This window comes from Granulosicoccus antarcticus IMCC3135 (genome assembly GCF_002215215.1).
Classification (GTDB): Bacteria; Pseudomonadota; Gammaproteobacteria; order Granulosicoccales; family Granulosicoccaceae; genus Granulosicoccus; species Granulosicoccus antarcticus.
In genome coordinates, this window is sequence record NZ_CP018632.1 from 1,728,963 (window position 1) to 1,748,591 (window position 19,629).

General features: G+C 49.9%; 15 protein-coding genes. 13 read left to right on the forward strand and 2 right to left on the reverse strand.

The window, feature by feature from the left end:
* Positions 1–97 precede the first annotated feature (97 nt).
* Together IMCC3135_RS07390 and IMCC3135_RS07395 are read left to right on the forward strand one after the other, a co-directional pair.
* Complete coding sequence (locus tag IMCC3135_RS07390) at positions 98–1,102, forward strand: KpsF/GutQ family sugar-phosphate isomerase (RefSeq protein WP_088917023.1); 1,005 nt, start codon at positions 98–100, stop codon at positions 1,100–1,102.
* Positions 1,103–1,105: 3 nt separating this feature from the next.
* Positions 1,106–1,675, forward strand: a complete 570-nt coding sequence (locus IMCC3135_RS07395; protein WP_088917024.1) for a LysM peptidoglycan-binding domain-containing protein — start codon at positions 1,106–1,108, stop codon at positions 1,673–1,675.
* Positions 1,676–1,891: 216 nt separating this feature from the next.
* Here IMCC3135_RS07395 and IMCC3135_RS33945 read toward each other — a convergent pair whose 3' ends face one another.
* Positions 1,892–2,215 (reverse strand): hypothetical protein, encoded by a 324-nt coding sequence (locus IMCC3135_RS33945; RefSeq protein WP_157735820.1) that lies wholly within the window; start codon positions 2,213–2,215, stop codon positions 1,892–1,894.
* Positions 2,216–2,233: 18 nt separating this feature from the next.
* Between IMCC3135_RS33945 and IMCC3135_RS07400 the strand changes: the two genes are divergently transcribed.
* From IMCC3135_RS07400 to IMCC3135_RS07425, 6 genes are all read left to right on the forward strand, one after another.
* Positions 2,234–2,536 carry a hypothetical protein gene (locus IMCC3135_RS07400; RefSeq protein ID WP_157735821.1) on the forward strand — a complete coding sequence of 101 codons (303 nt, stop codon included), beginning with the start codon at positions 2,234–2,236 and terminating at the stop codon, positions 2,534–2,536.
* A 259-nt stretch (positions 2,537–2,795) separates the two neighbouring features.
* Complete coding sequence (locus tag IMCC3135_RS07405) at positions 2,796–3,635, forward strand: ABC transporter permease (protein ID WP_088917026.1); 840 nt, start codon at positions 2,796–2,798, stop codon at positions 3,633–3,635.
* A gap of 65 nt (positions 3,636–3,700) precedes the next feature.
* Complete coding sequence (locus IMCC3135_RS07410; RefSeq protein ID WP_205737952.1) at positions 3,701–4,294, forward strand: ABC transporter ATP-binding protein; 594 nt, start codon at positions 3,701–3,703, stop codon at positions 4,292–4,294.
* A gap of 3 nt (positions 4,295–4,297) precedes the next feature.
* Positions 4,298–5,383, forward strand: coding sequence for a KpsE/RkpR family capsule polysaccharide export protein (locus tag IMCC3135_RS07415; RefSeq protein ID WP_157735822.1), 1,086 nt, complete (start codon positions 4,298–4,300; stop codon positions 5,381–5,383).
* Between the two features lie 266 nt (positions 5,384–5,649).
* Complete coding sequence (locus IMCC3135_RS07420) at positions 5,650–7,371, forward strand: polysaccharide biosynthesis/export family protein (RefSeq protein ID WP_236994757.1); 1,722 nt, start codon at positions 5,650–5,652, stop codon at positions 7,369–7,371.
* 28 nt (positions 7,372–7,399) lie between these two features.
* Positions 7,400–8,062: a glycosyltransferase family 32 protein gene (locus IMCC3135_RS07425; protein WP_088917029.1), complete on the forward strand. Its 663-nt coding sequence runs from the start codon at positions 7,400–7,402 to the stop codon at positions 8,060–8,062.
* 893 nt (positions 8,063–8,955) lie between these two features.
* Here IMCC3135_RS07425 and IMCC3135_RS07430 read toward each other — a convergent pair.
* Positions 8,956–10,503 (reverse strand): hypothetical protein, encoded by a 1,548-nt coding sequence (locus IMCC3135_RS07430; RefSeq protein WP_088917030.1) that lies wholly within the window; start codon positions 10,501–10,503, stop codon positions 8,956–8,958.
* A 319-nt stretch (positions 10,504–10,822) separates the two neighbouring features.
* Between IMCC3135_RS07430 and IMCC3135_RS07435 the strand changes: the two genes are divergently transcribed.
* The 5 genes from IMCC3135_RS07435 (at position 10,823) to IMCC3135_RS07455 (ending at position 19,618) form a co-directional block, all read left to right on the forward strand.
* A complete protein-coding gene (locus tag IMCC3135_RS07435) occupies positions 10,823–12,274 on the forward strand; it encodes a glycosyltransferase family 61 protein (RefSeq protein WP_157735823.1) in 1,452 nt (483 codons plus the stop codon).
* Between the two features lie 204 nt (positions 12,275–12,478).
* Positions 12,479–13,084, forward strand: a complete 606-nt coding sequence (locus IMCC3135_RS07440; protein WP_088917032.1) for a hypothetical protein — start codon at positions 12,479–12,481, stop codon at positions 13,082–13,084.
* A 55-nt stretch (positions 13,085–13,139) separates the two neighbouring features.
* Positions 13,140–15,896, forward strand: coding sequence for a glycosyltransferase family 4 protein (locus IMCC3135_RS07445; protein WP_088917033.1), 2,757 nt, complete (start codon positions 13,140–13,142; stop codon positions 15,894–15,896).
* Between the two features lie 36 nt (positions 15,897–15,932).
* Positions 15,933–18,788 (forward strand): glycosyltransferase, encoded by a 2,856-nt coding sequence (locus tag IMCC3135_RS07450; RefSeq protein WP_157735824.1) that lies wholly within the window; start codon positions 15,933–15,935, stop codon positions 18,786–18,788.
* Complete coding sequence (locus IMCC3135_RS07455) at positions 18,788–19,618, forward strand: sulfotransferase family 2 domain-containing protein (RefSeq protein WP_088917035.1); 831 nt, start codon at positions 18,788–18,790, stop codon at positions 19,616–19,618. The genes IMCC3135_RS07450 and IMCC3135_RS07455 overlap by 1 nt, the downstream gene beginning before the upstream one ends.
* Positions 19,619–19,629: the final 11 nt, after the last annotated feature.

The window sequence follows — 19,629 nt, forward strand, 5'->3', positions numbered from 1 at the left end:
ACATATCTGATGGGCTGCAAGGCTCTGGTACGAAAATGGCAAGTGCAGTCGTGACACTTGCCATGGGGCCTTTGGCCTTCCAAGAACAGATATCACGATGAGCCTAACTCAACGAACCTTACGCTCCAACGATCACTCGTCGAGCTTCATACCGACGGCCGTTGAATCGCTGACGATTCAAAGCAAGGCACTGGCAACGATTGCCAGCAAGATCGGCTCGGAATTTGACGACGCGGTTAGCCTGGTCCTGAGCTGCAAAGGTCGGGTCATTGTCTCCGGAATGGGAAAGTCGGGCATTGTGGGCAAGAAGATAGCCGCCACACTTGCCTCAACGGGGACGCCTAGTTTCTATGTACACCCGGGGGAGGCCATTCATGGTGACCTGGGCATGATCACCGCAGAAGATCTGATTGTTCTGATCTCCTATAGTGGTGAGACCGAAGAGGTGATCAAGTTGATGCCTTCGCTGAAGTATTTTGGCAACAAGATCATCGGGATTGTAGGGGCTGATAATACGACGGTGGGAAAACAGTCTGATGTTGTATTACGCGTCGACATCGAACGTGAGGTCTGTCCGAATAATCTGGCACCGACAACATCTGCCTTAGCCATCATGGCTTTGGGGGACGCACTTGCCGTTTGCCTGATTCGTGCTCGCGACTTCAAACCATCCGACTTTGCCCAGTTCCATCCTGGCGGCATATTGGGACGACGTCTGCTATCACGCGTCTCCGATACGATGTTGACTGAAAACCTGCCTTTGATAGGACCTGAAGAATCGGTCAGAGAAGCCATCTTTTGTATGACATCCGGCAGATTAGGGCTTTGCATCATCATCGAAAATGATCGTCTGCTGGGGATTCTGACCGATGGGGACCTGAGACGTGCACTCATCATGGATCCAACCATGTTGGATAAACGCGTCCGGGATTTCATGACGCCTGTCCCGGTGACCATATCCGCAGATGCGATGGTAACGGATGCCGAAATACTCATGCGTAAATACAAGATTCGTGCATTGATCGTGACTGGTGCGCGTGAAGGTGAAGAGGATCAGGTTTGCGGATTGATTGAAATCTTCGCCAACAACAAGGGCGGATAGAGAATGACGATGACCAGACCCATGAATAAGGAATTTGCGATGTTGTTATTACCGTTCCTGTTGGGAGCCTGTGCAACTAGCGGAAGTCAGTCGGGCTACATGACGAATAGCTATAAGGAAGCACAGAAATTGCTGGTCATATCTGAACGTGAGGATCGCACTCGCATAGAAGGGGCCGGTGAGGTGGCAATCAGTTCTACTTATACAGCTGCAAGCGGGCGCAAGTGTCGCAAATTGGAAACCCTCGATGGTCGTGCTTTGCCGCTGCGCAGCTGCGATAGTGGGAAGGGAGAGTGGTACACCACGCGAAGTATTTCTTTATTGGATTCATTTTCCTCGTCTGCTAAGTCTGTTAAGTCTGAAAGCTCTGTCGAGGCGAGAACGGCTGTAGCTGAATCCGTCAGCATGAAATTGAGCGCAGGTGAGACGTTGTGGGGTTTTGCTGCCAGAGTCACAGGTAACGCGCTGAACTGGAAAAATATTGCTGAGTTCAATAATATCGAGGATGCCAATTCGATAAGAGCTGATCAGTTATTGGAGGTCGAGTCTTCTTTGTTGTTGGAAGTTTTATAGCTTGTGAGTGGCAGGCTTGACTAGACAGCTTCGCTCCAGTATTTACAGTTTTCGCAGACTTGTCACTCTATGATGGATTTCGTTACGCTACTGATTGTAGTGCCTACGAAGAGAAATTCATCCAGCGTATTGCGCATGGCCAATGCCACTACTCGTTCAGAGAGTGCCACCCCTTGCCCCTGAGTAGTACGGGGCTATTATCTCGTGTGGCCGTACCTAACCTGTCGGGCTAAGTGTAGTCACCGCAAGGGACAGCATTACAGATGTTTTCGCACATGCTGGCTGCCAGTTCACCTCTATGGAGAAACGGCTGCCACGCGCTGATGCGAGATGGGTCGCATCAGCTGCCTGGCTTCTGATGGTACGAGTGCGCAGACGTTGGTGGAGCAGGAAAACGATGCTCTGTTGGCTGAGCAATCGAAAATGGTTAACTTGGGTTTTGTTCTCTTGGTATGGATCTCGCATCGGTATTAGCCACAGAGTTTCATCCGATGCATCCAACGCGACATAAGTTTCGCTCAGCGCAAAGCGTACGCCCAAGGCAACTCCTCCAGTTTCATGCCCGCCGCTGTAGGATCAATGACCATTCGAGCGGCTGCACTTGCACCGATTGCAGCCAATCTGAACGAGAAGTTAGACGAGGTTATTGTAATGATACTGGAGTGCAAGGGACATGACATTATCTCGCGAATGGGCCAGTCAGGAATCTTTCGAAAGCCGTTGATTATTACCAGGCAGATGCATGATTTCATAGCGTCAGCGCCTGTCACCATGTATGCAGGCGCTCTGGTGTCTGATCTAGAGTTTGTTAGTGTGCAATACAACCTAGAGCTAATAGGACTGGTAGAGGTGATTCTGTGATGTCTGAAAAGGGTAGTACGGCGTCCTTGGGAAATGTCGCCATTTGGGGAGGATTCACAACGGCCAGTGGTCGATCTTGTGAAAAAAACAATAGTGCTTCTGTCAATGAGTTCGTCCCGGTAGCCTGTCGTATGAGCAACGAGTACTTGTACATGCGTCCGAGCGCTAGTGGGCCATTGGGTTCGGTCCCGTTGGCTGGTGTGCGGAGGCGGATGGCAGTTCGCCACTCTTGCCGCACTGCTGAGTTAGGACGATAGAGATGCCTGAACTTTTACACAGTTCGCGGAGATCTGCTCGTCCTCCGATAACGTCTGCTCAGGTGGCAGGTGCGTTATCAACACAAGCGCGCGTCACTAAAGCGCTAATTCTACGTGACGCAAAATCCCGCTATGGAGAACACAAACTCGGCTTTGTCTGGGCTTTTCTTGAGCCTGCCTTGATGGTTAGTATCTTTGTAGCCATGTTTACGCTGATGGGACGTTCAAGTGCCGGCGGCATGCCAATACAGCTGTTTATGATTACAGGTTTTGTGCCTTTCATGATGTTCCGAGAACCTATGAGTCAATTACAGGGGGCGATTACACAGAACAAGTCTTTATTGGGATTTCCGCAAGTTACAACATTTGATGTGATTAGTGCTCGGGCCTTGCTTGAAGTGGCCGTACTGGCAACAGTATTCGTGGTCCTTATCACGGCCGCACACATCGGCGGGGTGGAAGTGCGCGTGCAGAATCCCCTGGGAGTACTTGCCGCGTGCACCCTGCTGGCATTGTTCGGTGTCGGCGTCGGTTTCGCATTGGCGTGCGTGGTGCCCCTTGTTCCATCTCTTAAACAGTTCATGAATGTGGCTCTTGGACGCCCTTTGTTCTTCGGTTCTGGACTTTTTTATACTGCAGATTCAATACCACAGCCCTATCGTGATTATCTATTGTTAAATCCTTTATTACATATGATTGAGCTATTACGCTCATCGTTCTTCTATTCTTTTGAAACCGCACATGGTAGCTGGCGCTACGCGATCGAGGCAACCATAGCGTCGCTAGCGTTCGGGCTGCTGGTGCATCAGGCGATGAAACGCCGGGCGATTGTCGGCTTGTGATAGAGCTTACTTCAGTATGTAAAAGCTATCGTACATCTGCCGGCAAGCGAGTAGTGCTTGACAACGTGAATATAAAATTTCCTGTAGGAAAAAATGTCGGTATTCTGGGGCTTAACGGTGCGGGCAAGTCCACTTTGATTCGTATTATTGGCGATGCCGAGCCTCCCGATTCCGGGCATATCAGCCGTGTAGGCAGGGTGTCCTGGCCGCTGGGGTATACCGGTGGGTTCCAGTCAACAATGACCGCTCGCGAGAACGCCATGTTCGTAGCCAGAATATATGGTGAAGATCCTGAGTATATCGTGCAGTTCACTCAGGAGTTTTCAGAGCTGGGTGACTATTTTGATGTGCCATTGCGCAGTTACTCTGCAGGAATGAGAGGCCGCTTTGCGTTTTCAGTAAGCCTTGCATGTGATTTTGACTACTACCTTGTTGATGAAGCACTGGAAACTGGTGACGCGCGCTATAAGGAAAAGTTTCGTCGAGCCTTCGATGAACGAAGTGCAAATTCGTCCGTCATTCTTGTGTCTCACAATGAGCAGACCATACGGCGCAATTGTGATATGGCTGCAATTTTGCAAGATGGCAAGCTTGTTATGTATGACAACTTGAAAGAGGCCTTGCATGAATACCAGATTCTACAAACACGCCCAGCCTGAATCATGAATTTAATAGTAAGAAGTCTTATTATAGTGGTCGGGATACCTACCCTGATTGCCACTTTTTACTTTGGTACGATGGCTTCGGATATTTATGTCTCCGAAGCACGCTTCGCCATACGCTCTGCCGCAGGAAGTTCAGGGGGAGGGCTTGCAGCAATATTGTCGTCGCCCGTCATATCTTCAGGTAGTAGCGAGACGATGATTGTTGCAGACTATCTGCACTCTAAGGATATACTTAGAAAAATCCGTGAACGCATGGACTTTGATAATCACTATTCCGATCAATCAATCGATCGATTTACTCGACTAAATGAACATGCAACACAGGAGCAGGTACTCAAGTACTTTCAACACAAGGTGGATGTAGTGCGCGATACACAAAGCGATGTGGTGACCTTGCGAGCTCGCGCTTTCGATCCAAATACCGCTCAGAATCTAGCTAATCTGGTGATAGAGCTCAGCGAAGAGCTGGTCAACGAGATGTCTCAACGCATAGAGGAAGATACACTGGCAACGGCTTATGCAGAGGTTGAGAGAGCAACTCAGAAGGTGAGTGTCGCCAGCCGTGAGATGACGAGTTTTCGAAATACCCGCGAATCCATCAACCCTGCCGAAGAATCAAGCGCCATGTTGGGAATCGTGTCGAACCTTGAGGCAAGGCTTATCGAAAACCGCACAACGTTGACAGAGAAGCGGGCATTTATTCGTGATGACTCTCCGATTATCATTAGTCTGAAGAATCGTATAAACGCGTTGTCCAAGCAATTGAGCCTGGAGAAAGGTCGTCTTGTTGGTGTTGATGGAACACAGATGAGTAGCTTGATACAGGACTACGGTCCACTTGCGTTGGCAGAGCAACTAGCGCAACACCAGTATACTTCGGCTTTGAATTCTCTGGAGGTGGCGCGTCTGGAAGCTCAGCGCAAGAAACAATACATTGTTACGTTTATCGAACCTGGTTTGCCTGATGAGGCTCTAGAACCTCGTCGATTTATGGAGGTTTTAACCGTGGCTATATTTGCTTTCCTGAGCTACCTGATTGGGGGGCTATTGTGGTCAGCACTGCGTGATCACATCGGTCGCTGAAGATAGATTGAACAAACAGTTCGAAGTCAGATTAAGACTTTACTGTAACAGTTGCATGAGCGTTTTGTAGTAGGTGAGCACTGGCAGAGCGTTGAGCTGCTAGCTTTGCCAATCAACTGCGGACAACGGTCTCTGACAGGTCTAGATTGCACACCACGTGGGTCACAGACTGTCCGCCATCGCGGACCGATTCCAATATTCCTATTGCGGCCATCGGGCATGGTAGTTGCTGCACCTTCCACAGCGTTAACGATAGCGGGTATATTTTGAACAAGATTCTACTTACAGCAATTTTGCTGGCTCTTTTTACACCAGCTTTCGCACAGTCAGTTGGCGGTTCCGGTTATACGGAGGGCAGCGTACAGGATGTTGAGGCCGCGGCCTTACTTCGTAGTCAGGCACAAGCGCAAGCCGACGCTTCAGGAGTTGCACCGTTAGGCGCACGTGAGCCTGCCGGAAATAGCTCGCGCTCTACTGCGCCCCGCGTTCGGCTGCTTGATGATTCGATTAAGCCTTTCGGTGCCAACCTGTTTACAGGTGGCTTCAGTGCCGACGGTGAAGATGGGCTAAATCCCAGTTACAGCATTCAGCCAGGCGATCGTGTCAGCATTCGGATCTGGGGGGCAACGCAGTTTAACCAGAGTCTTGTTGTGGATCATCAAGGTAACATTTTTATTCCTGGTGTTGGCCCGGTGATGCTGCGTAATACTCAGAGTACTCAGTTGAACGAGCGCGTCTCGCAAGCTGTATCCACCGTATATACTGATAATGTCCGCGTATACACCAATCTTGATAGCTCTCAACCGGTTGCTGTATTTGTGACAGGTTATGTACCTAATCCGGGCCGCTTTGCTGGCATACCATCAAATTCTGTTCTCTACTTCCTCGATCGTGCAGGTGGTGTCGATCCGTCACGTGGCAGCTATAGAAAGATAAGCGTAATTCGCAACAGAAAGAACATAGCAAACGTCGATTTGTACGAGTTTCTTGTCAGCGGCGAGATCGAATCCATACAGTTTCGTGATGGCGATACGATTGTCGTTGGGGAGCGTGGTAGCAGCATTTCAGTAGATGGTGATATCAAGAATCCTGCACTTTATGAGTTGCTGGATGCCACCGTAGATGGTGCAGCAATGCAAGCCATGGCCATGATCGCTCCAGATGTCAATTACGTTGGTATCTCCGGCGTACGCGGCGAACGACCACATTCGGTTTATGTACCTCTCGAGGACTTTGCCGCTGTGCAACTATTTGACGGCGACGAGATAAGTTTCAAGGCCGACCAGCATGATCAGGTCATAGTGGTTGAAGTCGAGGGAGCTCACTTGGGACCGTCGCGTTATACGGTGCTTCCCGATACTCGGTTGCATGAGCTGCTGGATTATATTGAAGTAGATCAGGTTCTGGCTGATACAGGTTCAGTTTCGCTGAAGCGAAAAACTATTGCGCTAAGGCAGAAAGCGGCTTTGGGCGAGAGTCTTCAGCGTCTGGAAGCCAGCTACCTTACGGCATCATCGCAAACTGATCAAGAGTCATCCATTCGTGCGCAGGAGGCGCAACTGATCAGACAGTTTATAGAGTCGGCCCGAAGAGTTGAACCCAATGGACGACTGGTTGTTGCCAAAGACAGTGGGATAGCCAATGTAATTTTGCAATCAGGTGATACCATCTCCATCCCGAGCCGAAGCGAGTCGGTACTGCTAAGTGGTGAAGTACTTGTATCACAGGCGATGTTGTACAGCAAAGGGGCGAGTGCCAGAGATTACATCGCTCGCTCCGGAGGTTTTAATCAGCAAGCCGAAAGAGATCGTATTGTGGTTGTACATGCGAACGGTGAGGTGTCCAGTGGTAAAAATCCTGACGTGCGCTCCGGCGACGAAATTATCGTTTTGCCCAAGGTGCCGGTCAAGAATCTACAGCTAGCTGCAACCATAGTCGATATCATCTACAAGGTTGCAGTGGCAGCTTCGGTCGCAATCAACCTGTAGATGCCCATGTACGAGCCGAGGGAATAGTATGAGCCAAGCGAAGTTTAAATCAGAACTACTGACTGAAATCGTTCAGTTCTGGGACAACGATGCACCCGAAGAAGTAGCCGCTCTGCTTGACAGCGTGCAACTAGGAAATCCGGAGTGTGGATATTCGTTTTTCAATGATGACTCTGCTGGTGAGTTCATCACGCGTCACTACGGTGCTGAGGTTCGTAGTCTTTACAACCAGAGTGTATTGCCCGCCATGCGATGTGATCTTTTTCGATATTGCTACCTTGCGAAGCACGGTGGTTTTTATATCGATGCGGATTACGGTTCCAGGATATCTGTAGCGGAGTGGGTGAGTCGTGGGCATCAGGGTATCTTCTATGAACGTCCCAAAGGTATTTGTAATAGCGCCATCTATATTCGAGATGCAGAAGATCCACTGATGCATCTGGTACTGGAGAACGCGCTAGACAATGTGCGTAAGCGAACTTCTAAAAGTGTCTGGGATATGACAGGCCCCGCCGTATTGCAGCGACTCTACGCCGATCCGAAAACACGCCCATTATTCGACAATTTTTGGCTCGTCCATGAAGATGAGTTCAAGGAACATTTCGAATTGGGAGAAACCCTTAACTACAAGAGTACCGATGCTCATTGGTTTGTGGCAAAACATAAAGGTATTGATCCTTTCAAAGACTGATAATGACTACCCACGTGCCTTGGCCGCCTTCATAGGTGTACAATATGTTTGTACTATATGGATGTGGAGTAGCAGTCATTGCACGCAATGCTATCTAGTTCCAGAACAACCTCAGCGAGGTGACGTTTCTGCAAAATCTGGGCATGGAAGCTCAGTGCGAAGCAGTTTTGGAGACTATGCGCTGACCAGATGGCTTCGTCTGCCCAGAGTGTGGAGGAGCCCAAATGGACATCGACTGGATTCGCGCAATCTGTACCAGTGCGCGAACTGTCGCCGACAGCAGGTCTATTTATGAACACACTAAACTGTCGCTGAGTACCTGGTTTCGCAAGATGTACCACCTTACTCAGCTGAAGAGCGGGTTCTCGGCGATGGAACTGATGCGCCGCTTTGGTGTGAGATCCACACCGCCTGGATGCTCATGTAGATAGTATTCGAACGAGAGGTACGGCACGAACCTGCTGCCGCGTCTCGTTATTGTAAGCTTGCGTACACCCTTCCATGTTCTAATAACTGCTGACATTGGTGGAGGCATTTGGATAATCAATAACCACTTTAGCCCGACAAAAAAGCAGCGTGCGGTTTACGGATTCAATCGCGCTTCAACCAGCTGGAAATCGATGGTAGGAGCGTTGGCAGATTCGAGCTCTGTCAAGACGTGTTAGCCAAATGCCACGCCTGCCGAAATTAGAATTCTCGGACCACACCATCGGCACACTCAAATCTGACATTCAAGAAAAAGTACTCGTATACCCGAGATGAGTTACGGTAATTCAGCGCAAGGGTTCGGTGATTTAGTAGAAATGCAGTCAGAGAAATTAATGAGATTTGAGGCATCGATCGGGAGAGTTTTCGGTCAATATTTGCCTGATCGTATCGTATGGCATATTCTGCTAGTGTTGCTTGACAGGCAATGCGCTTCTGGTTCTGCGATAGTATGAAAAGTAGCCCAATGGCAGCAGTAGCCAAAAACTGCCAGCCCCGCCAGAATTTTTCGTGTTGGCGTTAGCAGATTCCTCTGAATCCGTAATTTCGACGAATGGCTCTTTCGTATCAGTTGGATCCACGGGTTCCTGAGTAACAGGCGGGTTGATTGGTTCAACGGGCTCAAGTGAATCAACAGGCTCTGGGTCAATGGGTGGTTCCACGACAGGCTCGGGCTGAACCACCTCAGGTGGATTTGCTTGCAGGACGTTATTGTCATAGGTAGCACAAAACTGCTGACCGCCTGCTATGAGCAACGCCGGTGCCGCTTCAGCTGTCTCGGAAGACACGATCGAAAAGGCATCGACTGCCTGAGACATCTCGATAATCAGAGTGATGAACCCGCTCTGAAGAAGGCTTGCATCCAGAGCGATCTGATGGCGAGTATTCGCTATCCAACTGCCGGTCACACTTCCTATCAACGCCGAGCTGTCAGGTATTGATGATTGATTGTCCTCATCCTGGTCAGCTGCATGATCCCAGTCAGAATGAGAGCCTAGGTATACGCTGATCTGACCTTCTCCTGCATTATTGGCGGTGGTAAAATTGAGGTATGCTTCAGTGGCAGCAGGCACCAGACTGGTGTCGAACTTGATAAGCGCGCGACGATCAAGGTAGGCAACCTCTAGCAACTCGGTGGAGCTCAGCATTCCGTTGATATCTTGCCCATCAAGCGTTGATTTGAGTAACACTGTGTCGATCAGGCATTGACCAGTATCTGGTTCAATCTCGATATCTACCTGTGTTATCGGTTCCAATGGTTCTATTATCGGCTCTTCGGTAATCTCGAAATCGCAGTCTGTGCTGTTACTTCCATCAATGCCAGAAGCCGTTTCGCTGACAGCCGATAGAGGCAGTTCGTCAAAAGCGGCTTGGCTGTAGTTAACTTCATCGTAGCGATACAACGCTATGCGATCAATAGCATGACCATTTGAGCGGCCCGACAATTCAATGTAATGATCGCCTGCAGGAAAACACTGCCTGACGACACGGCTATCGAAATCCACCGTTCGTGTATCCCAAGTCCAGGCAGCAGGGAAGATGTTCTGATAGATCTTTGTCCAGCCGTCCAGTGGCTCCTCTTCAGGAATATCTACCCCGGAAGGCATGCGAATCCAGGAATCGTTGTGTTCGGTGTTGTTCTCGCCTTTGCCAATCAGGCTTCTCAGACGAATCTGATAGTTACCGGGCGTTTGCACCGTGAAGTGGTATCGCATGGTTCCTCGACCTGGACCTCCGTTTTCACCCTCCCACTGATAGTATCCGTCCCCCAGACTATCTAGGCGCTCTGTACCTAATTGCCAATCACCGTCAGCGGGCTCAGACTCAACGTCGAATACGATAACGCCATTTTCCTCAAGGTGATAAGCATCTTCTGCCAGAACGATATTGTTTGACAGCAGGTTGGCACCTATTGCTAGAAGCGTAACGGCAGACTTGCGCAAATGTTTTTTCATGAACTTTGTTGATTATCCCAGTCTGGATTCTGTCAGTAAAAGGTGCACGGTTCCATACGGCACCAAAACGTTTGCCCTGGATTGTGTAACGGCCGGACATGTGCATAACTTCAGCGATTGGCATATCTACGCGTTGGCGCCGCAATTGCTTAAAGGTTCGTGTCTGGCCTGAAACACGTCTTGCGATCTCACCAGTTGCTTCTCAATAGTTGTTCGTCAGACCGTGCAGGGTCGTGGGAAAATGCTGCTTCGACACTCTCAGCACAACCATTCAGAGCCTGATATCAACCATTCACGATGTCACGGAGTATCAGAGCGCATGTCAAGAGCCGCTGAAAAATTTGACGACACACAAAGAGAGTCTCTGCCTGAACTACTCGAACAACTGCGCGACAGTGATCTGAAGCATCAAGCGGCCGAGCCGCTCTTGCAGGCGTGCCTGTCTATTGATGATGTACCCAGTAACAGTTTCATGTTCTTCTTCCAGGCCGGTGAACTCGCTATCGAATACGGTCATCCTGAATTGGCCGAGAAGTTGGCCATTCGATCGTTGAAGGCATTACCGCGCTATGGTGCTGCGCTCAGATTGCTGGGGCGAACAATGGAAGTGCAGGGGTTTCAGATAGAGTCTGAACAGTGTCACCGCTACATACTCCCTGAATCAATAAGGGAAAAATATTTTGCAGATTCACGGGCAGCTTGGGTGGAGCTAGACAAAGCATTCGGCGCACGCAGAATTCAGGCTTTTCCTGCTGAAAAAATCGAGCTATCCGCACCATTGCAATTACATTCACAAGTGGTGCGCGAGCTCAACGCGCGTGCAATCAATGCACCAGCGGCTTTCACCGCTCAGATCGACGGAGGCACAATATGGTTCGATACCTTTAACACGACGGTATGGAACGTTGAAGGTGGAGTCATCGAGGAGCTCTGTCGTGGTCACACTGATGTTGTACAGACTAGTCTCTCAGGCAAGATGCCCATGCGTGTGGCTGGACGAGCATGCCTTCTGGGTAACAGGAATTCCAGAAATTACTATCACTGGATGAACGATATTCTGCCAAAACTAGCGGTGCTGCGTGCCAGCGGGTTTGATCTTGACGACATTGACTGGTTTCTCATCAATCCGCTGGAGCATCAGTTTCAAAAGGACACATTGTTGCACTTTGGCATTGATGAAACACGGTTGCTGCATACGGATTCCGTCGAACACTTGGCGGCCGACGAAATTCTGATACCCGTCTATGGCTGCAATTCACTGGGGTTGGCGCAAGCGAGGTGGAACCCGGCGTTTCTCGCACAGGAATTTGCGCCGAAGGAATTACCAGCTGCCCATCGCAAGTTGTACGTGAGTCGAGGAAGTTCCGGCGCACGCGGGGTGGCCAATGAGGAAGAGCTGATCGTTTACCTGCAGGCATTGAATTTTGAAGTCGTTCGTTGTGAGACGCTATCGATTGAAGAGCAGGCAGCACTGTTTGCATCAGCAAGTGTCGTTCTCGGCCCACATGGCGCAGGGTTTACCAACACGGCGTTTTGTCAACCAGACACGACTGTCATCGAGCTTTATGGTGCTCATATCGAGCCCTGTTTCTGGGCGCTCAGTGCGTTGACGCGTTGCAGGCACGTTGTTCATCATTGTGGCACAAGGGAGGAGCACGAACGTGCCGCCGAAAACTATCATGCATCCCATGATGAGCGGCGCAACGCACCGATATATGTCGATATCGAGCAGATAGAAAGGATACTTGAAATGGCACAAATTACTGGATAAGCAGGTTGTCCGTGCGGCGGAATATCTGTGAAGCACTGCTTGCGAGCAGCATGTCATTACTGGCATCAACTGTGCAAGATCCCTTGAAGCAAGGTGTTTTCTGCTTGAAAACCAGCATTCCATGTTGGAACAGCATGCGTAATAGCGCGACTTTATGCTGATTGTCGAAGCGCTACCAAATACTCAAGAGTGATAGAAGATCTCATGAAGCTTGTCTTGTTGCTACAGCGAAACTACTATTTCATAGAGCATGCAGAGGCACTTTATCGGTTGAAACGCGATGAAGATGTTGATTTGGCTGCCAGTTTGCTGACACTCAGAGTCGTTGATCAGTTCGATATGATTGAGCAGCCAGCGCAAAGAGGGCAGGCAACAATCAATGTACTTCCCGATGACACGGTCCAGCTGACTCTCAGTGAAGCTGACGGTACTGTGATCGCCGAACAATCGCTGGAAGTATCCACTGGAAGCATGGCAAGCGTGCATTGGGTGACAAAAAAATTCCAAGATGGCTGGGTGGGCACGCGGGTAAAGCTGGAGATCAGCGATGTCAGTGAATTGCTGTGGCGTGTCTATCTGCCTACCCTGGATGGGGCCAAGGGGAAGGAGCTTCGTATCCTGGACGAGCAGACAGGCCAAGAATTGAAAAGGCATATCGAAAGGGACAAAGAGAACAGCATCGAGCTTGTTGGCGGCCCATTTAGTGGAATGCGTACCGTGCTAATCAGTTGCGACGCTGAGCCGCAGGTGCCCGGTGACATCCGCGAGTTGGGATTCGTTCTGGTCGAAGAATCTTTCAAAGCGGCATGAACCTGCTGAAACAACCTAACAGCTCCTTGCGATCAAAGTATCGAGAGTTTCATACATGAATTCTGAAAAATTGCAGCTCACCCGCCTGACCCGAAACTTGCGCGCGCTATCGAGCGCTGCCGCGAAAAGTCTGCATGAACAAAGTGAACGAGCAGCAGAAGAGCTGACTCAGTTCAAAGCCGTTTCACAGTTACCGGTGATGAATGAACGCGCCGCAATGCGGGGCAAACGTGGTCGAGTTGCCGTGGTGTGTTGGGATCTTGGTCACAATCCTGCGGGTCGTGCCTATGTTCTTTACAAGCTACTGGAAAAAGAGTGGAACGTGGATCTTGTGGGTCCAGTGTGGTCGCGTTACGGTGACGACTTATGGAAGCCGATAAGAGATGCAGATTTACGAGTACGCAGCTTTCGTTGTAATACATTGCAGGACTTCATGCCGAAAGCGGAGCTTCTTGCAGCCTCACAAGTGTACGACCTGGTATATGTATGCAAGCCTCGTTTGCCTTCGCTCTATCTTGGTACTCTGATCAAGCAAGTTAGCAACTGTCCAATGATCGTGGATGTTGACGATTTTGAGCTGGCGTTTTTCAAGACTCGGAAATATGCCTCTTTTGACGAAATATCGGCTGACGCAACAACAGCGTTGCGTGAACCTTACGAAGAATTAGCCACGCGCTACTGTCAGAGTCTGGTTGCTGAGGCTGATTCTGTGACAGTGTCCAATATTGCACTCAGGAAGCAGTTTGGTGGGCATATGATTCGCCATGCACGAGATGAGTCCGAATTCGTGAATACGCCTAAAACAAGGCGTCTGGGCCGTGCGCGTTTAGGTATTGCCGACAACGAATTTGCTCTGGTGTTCCTTGGGACACCCAGGCCTCACAAGGGCGTTGGGGAAGTCGTCAGAGCTCTGCACGAATTAAATGATCCGAGCATTGTGTTTCATGTTGTAGGAAAGTTGACAGACGAGAGTCTGTGCAAGCAGCTTGAGCATTATCCCGATGCACGAGTGACGTTCCATCCCAATTGCACGTTTGAAGAATTGCCTGCGATTCTCTCAGCCGCCGATCTGGTACCGTTGATTCAAGATCTGGATCACCCGATCAGCCAGCATCAAATTCCTGCCAAGGTCTCTGATGCACTGTCTTTAGGCGTGCCCGTAATTGCCACGGCAGCTCCGCCGTTGAAAGATCTGATTGCGGCCGGCGCCATTATCGAGACTGATTTGCAATCATTGGCAGCAGCCATCCGATTCCAGTGTGATGAGTCTAGAAACGGGCGCTCATTGGCGCACGAATGCCGCCGCAATTTCGAAGGTGAGCTAGGAATGGGCATCAATCGAGTGAGGCTCGATTTTGCGATTAAGGAGGCGACCGCTAGGCACGCCGGAATGGCGCCGGCACTGCTCGACTTGCTTACGCTCGTGAGGAACACCTACACCCTGCAGCGAAAGGCTGAATACGCGCAACAAGCAAAAGAATTCTCCTTGCCTGTCAATTCGGACAACTTAAAGTCCAAAGACCCACATCGAAAGCGTAGATCAAGTCAGTCATGGTTCTCGAGTCTACCTGGCAAGTTTAACAAACAAAAAAAGCACGATATTGCCTTTTTCTGGAAGCAGAATGATACCGGTTTGTACGGTAGGCGGTCTGACATGATCGCCAAATACCTTGCGGCGTCGGGTCGCGTAAATCGGATCGTGCATTTCGATGCGCCTGTGTCCATCAACTCGCTCAACGTTCAGTTCTCGCTGAAAACCCATCGCTCCGGTAGCCAGCAAGATCGTATTCTGCATAACATTGTGGATAGACAGCTGGGCATAGTCGACGATGAGATCACCCGGCATCGAACCTTTGTCAACTCGAGTCAACCCAAACGTGGAGTTTTGCTCGGCAAACCTATCGCCAAGCGGGATGAGTATTCTGCGTATGTTCGGGAACAATTGCTGGCACATGACATGCAACCCGAGACCACTCATGCCTGGTTCTGTCCCATTGTATGGGATGCATCGGAGCTGATTGACAACATTCCGTTTGCCAGCGTGACGTCTGATCTGATTGATGACCAGAGAGCATGGGATGCCAACACGCCACAGGCGAAACGACTTGATGATTGCTATCGCACAACCTTGTCTAAATCGGATCTTGTGTTCGCAAACTGCCAGTCGCTGGCAGACGCCATGCTGGAATATGCGCCTGATATTCATGTGGTGCCCAATGGCGCGGAACGATTCTCCGAATTGCCCGAAATGTCAGTACCTGAAGCTCTGGCAGCGATAAAGGGGCCTGTAGTGGGATATGTAGGCAATCTGCGAGACAGAATTGACTGGATGCTACTGCACGATGTTGTCAGCGCTATGCCAGATGTCTCCTTTGTCTTTCTCGGTCCTTCAGATGATACTCCGAATGCTGTCAGTCTTGCCAAGCATGCGAATGTGCATATGCTGGGCGTGCTGCCCTATGATGATCTGCCACGCTGGTTAAGTCATTTTGATGTGGGCATGATGCCGCATATCAATAATCGGCTGACCGAACGCATGAATCCCTTGAAAATATACAACTACTTTGCCGCGGGTTTACCCATTGTTGCAAGCGAAGTCAATAATCTTGGACTGCTGGGTGAGACCTTGCAAATCGCCCGCAATGCCGATGAATTTGTTGCCGCCTTGAACTTTGCATTGCAGGGGAAACCAGATACCCGAAGCGTGGGTTGGCAGCGGACGATGGACAGCATTGCCTGGGATGTGCGTGTCGGTGAAATACTCGATACTTTGGAAAGTTCGATACGCCCACGATTTCGATATTCTGCATAGACTTGCATTATCCAGAATTAATTAAAGGCTCATAACGTGAAATTATCAGCTCTCATGCTCGGAGCGCTTGGAAGGAAGCGGCGCTCGGTACCGGTTGTCAACACGCTTAAAGGCTCTATTGATCTTTGCCACGGGCATTCTGCCTCGGGTTGGGCCATAGACAACACTGTTCCCGAGCAGGCTCTGCACGTACGTTTGATGAATGGTACCAGTGAGCTTGCTGAAGGTTTTGCCGATCTCTATCGCAGTGATCTGGTGGGGAAGGTTTCGGCCAATGGAGTACACGGATTCAACCTGCATCTGGACAGTTATGTTGACACGCGCCTGAACCTTCACTTGACGCTGGAAGAGGTAGGCACTGGTCGTGTTATCGCACAGCTTGGAGCAGCAACAGAGCCTTCGAAATCAGCCATTGTCACCATTGAAGAATTCTCGCCAGCGGGTATCGCGGGACACGTGATTCAAGGCTCGGATCCCATCAGCTCTGGTGCAGTGGTGTGCATCTATGCTGACGGTGCATTTGTTGCTAGCGTTGGCTGTCAGCCAGTAGAGGCGAAGGAGGGTTTTTTTTCCTACACGGTAGCCGTGCCTCCGAATTTGCATGATGGCAACCCGCACGTGTTCGAGGCAACTATGGCTCATCAGCATAGTCAGTGCCAGTGGGCGGTGGATATACTCCCCGCGATACCGACGCCGTGGTCAGTCATTCAGGACAGTAGCCGGCAAGTCGGTTATGCAGGGCTCTCAAGACGTGCCGCGGCTCGCTACGAAGCTTTACGCCTACAACTAGCTCGTACCTCAAGGCCGTCGACCAGTGACAAGCTTGAAAAAAGCCCTGGAAAAAACTCACCTGGCACCGCTAACTGGGATAGCGATCAACTTGGCCACATTTCGCTTGCGCATGATGTGCTGGTGGAAGGGCATGAAGGCAGGCGATGCTTTCCTCCTTTGCACCTTCCTGTGTGGGATGCGCCGGAAGTATCTATCATTATTCCAGTTCATAATCAATTTGCATTAACTTATCAATGTATTGCCTCGTTGGTTCTCTGCAGTAACGAACTGAGCTTTGAGGTGATCATCGTCGATGATGTTTCAACAGATCAGACGGTTGATATCAAACAGATCATCATGAATGCAAGGGTTATCCGCAATAGTGAAAACCTTGGTTTTCTGCATAACTGCAATAATGCCGCCCATTCTGCTGTAGGCGAATATCTGGTATTTCTCAACAACGATACAGAGGTAACCGCAGGCTGGTTGGATGAACTAAGAGACATTTTTCGGCGTTTCCATAACGTAGGTGCGGCCGGGTCAGCGCTAGTGTATGCCGACGGCACCTTGCAGGATGCGGGCGGAATTGTCTGGGACAGTGGCGTGCCATGGAATGTTGGTCACGGAAAGAATCCGGCAGATCCTGCCTATCGCTATGTGCGCGACGTGGATTATCTGACCGGTGCCGCCTTGATGGTGTCGCAATCCGCATGGAAGCAGGTAGGTGGTTTTAGTGAAGAGTTTGCACCTGCGTACTATGAAGATACCGATCTGGCCTTCAAGCTGCATGCCGCAGGTTTGCGCACCATGTATTGCCCACACTCAACGGTGATTCATTTTGAAGGTCAAAGCAACGGCATCAGTACTGATCAGGGTATAAAGCGTTTTCAGCTAGTGAATGCAAATAAATTTGTCGAGAAGTGGCAACACGCATTCGAGGGTAATGGGGTCGAAGGTGAAAACCTGACGTTGCACCAGGATCGCAATTGTAGTCTGAGGGTGCTGATGGTCGATCACGCTTTTCCCTGTATTGGACAGGATGCTGGCAGCTACGCAGCCGTTCAGGAGATGCGCATGATGATTGCGCTTGGCTGCAAAATAACGTTTGTACCGCACAATTTTCAGCACATGGGAAGACACACGGAGTATTTGCAGCGTCTAGGTGTAGAGTGTATCCATGCGCCGTTCTACACATCCGTTGAACAGGTTTTGCTTCAGAGGGGGCAGGATTTTGATGCTGTTTACGTAACCCGATATGACGTGGCTGAGCGCATCATTCCGCACATACGCAAGTATACGTCGGCAAAAATACTGTTCAACAACGCAGACTTGCATTTTTTGCGTGAATTACGTGCCGTTATTGCTAAAGGCGAGAGTGACTTCAGCATCCCCAGACAGACACGCGATCGCGAGGTCGCCGTGATGGAAGAGGTAGATGCCATTCTGTCCTATAACGAAACAGAACATACCGTTATTGCATCGCACCTGATGCAAGTGGATAAAATCTTTACATGCCCGTGGGTACTTGAGAGCAAGGATCGGGGAATTGGCTTTGAGAAGCGATCGGGTGTCGCGTTCCTGGGCGGTTTTGGTCACCCTCCAAACCGTGAAGCGGTTGAGTACTATCTTGACGAAGTGATGCCACTGATTCGCAAGCGTCGGCCGGATATCAAACTGCATATCTGGGGTAGCAAGATTCCTGACGAATTTTTCCAACTAGTCGATGATCAAGTGATTGTGGAAGGCTTCGCCGAGTCTCTCGATGAAGTCTTCGAGGGTTGTCGAGTCTTCATCGCACCTCTTCAGAGCGGTGCAGGGATCAAGGGTAAAGTGCTGGACAGTATTGCCTACGGCGTACCGTCTGTACTCTCGCCTATTGCGGCAGAGGCGACGGGATTGGTCGATAACAAGAGCACGCTGATTGCCAACACACCCGAGCAATGGGCGGAATATGTCATCCAGTTGCATGATGACGAAGTGCTCTGGAAGGGGCTTGCGGCGGAGTCTGGCAAGTTGACTCATTCCAGATACGGTTTCGAGACTGGTGTTTGCATGATGAGGATGGTATTCCAATCTGTCGGATTACTCATGGACACAGCTTCAGAAGTGAGGCGTGCCTGATGCCTGATGTCAAGAAAGAATTGCGTACGATAATCGTGCACTATCACTTGTTCAAGAACGGTGGATCATCCATAGAAAAAATGCTGAAAGCGTGTTATGGCGATCAGTGGGAAACCTACGACAAAGACGATCCTGGCGCACGCATCAGTGCCCTGGAAATGCAGACTTTCATCGAAAGTCGGCCCGAGCTTAAGGCTGTGTCTTCACATCAGCTAGTTCCCCCGAATATAGAGGGTGATCTATGCGTCATGCCGATAATATTTCTCAGACACCCATTGGTCAGAATACGATCGGCGTACCTGTTCGAGTGGCAAAAGCAGCTCTCTCTGGATGCTCCAAAGGGAAGCCTGACGGAGTACATTAGAGAAAAATTCAAGAATCGTTCTGTCAATGTGATTTCAAATTTCCAGGTATCACGGTTGTGTAATCAGAACTACGACGATGTCAGGCTGGATCGAAACCTGAATTCCGAGCAGATGCTGCACAACAGCAAGCTTCTGATAGATGGTTTGCCAGCCTTTGGCCTGGTAGAAAGATTTTCAGACTCATTGCAGCTATTGCGCACAGCAACCAGTCATCAATTTCCGGAACTTGAACTTACCGAATATCGCGAAAACGTTCTGCAGTTCGACGATAACTCGATCGATTCACGTATTGCTCAACTCAAGGAAGAAATTGGTTTGGACCTTTTTGATGAAATTACTGCACGTAATAGTCTTGATCTTCAGTTGCATAGCTATGCGGAAGGTCGATTCAATCGCATGCTTGAAGAAATAGAGAGCGATGAGCCACAGGCGGACCCCGGGTTTTTCTCATCGCTTCTTCGTTAGTCAAGTGAAAG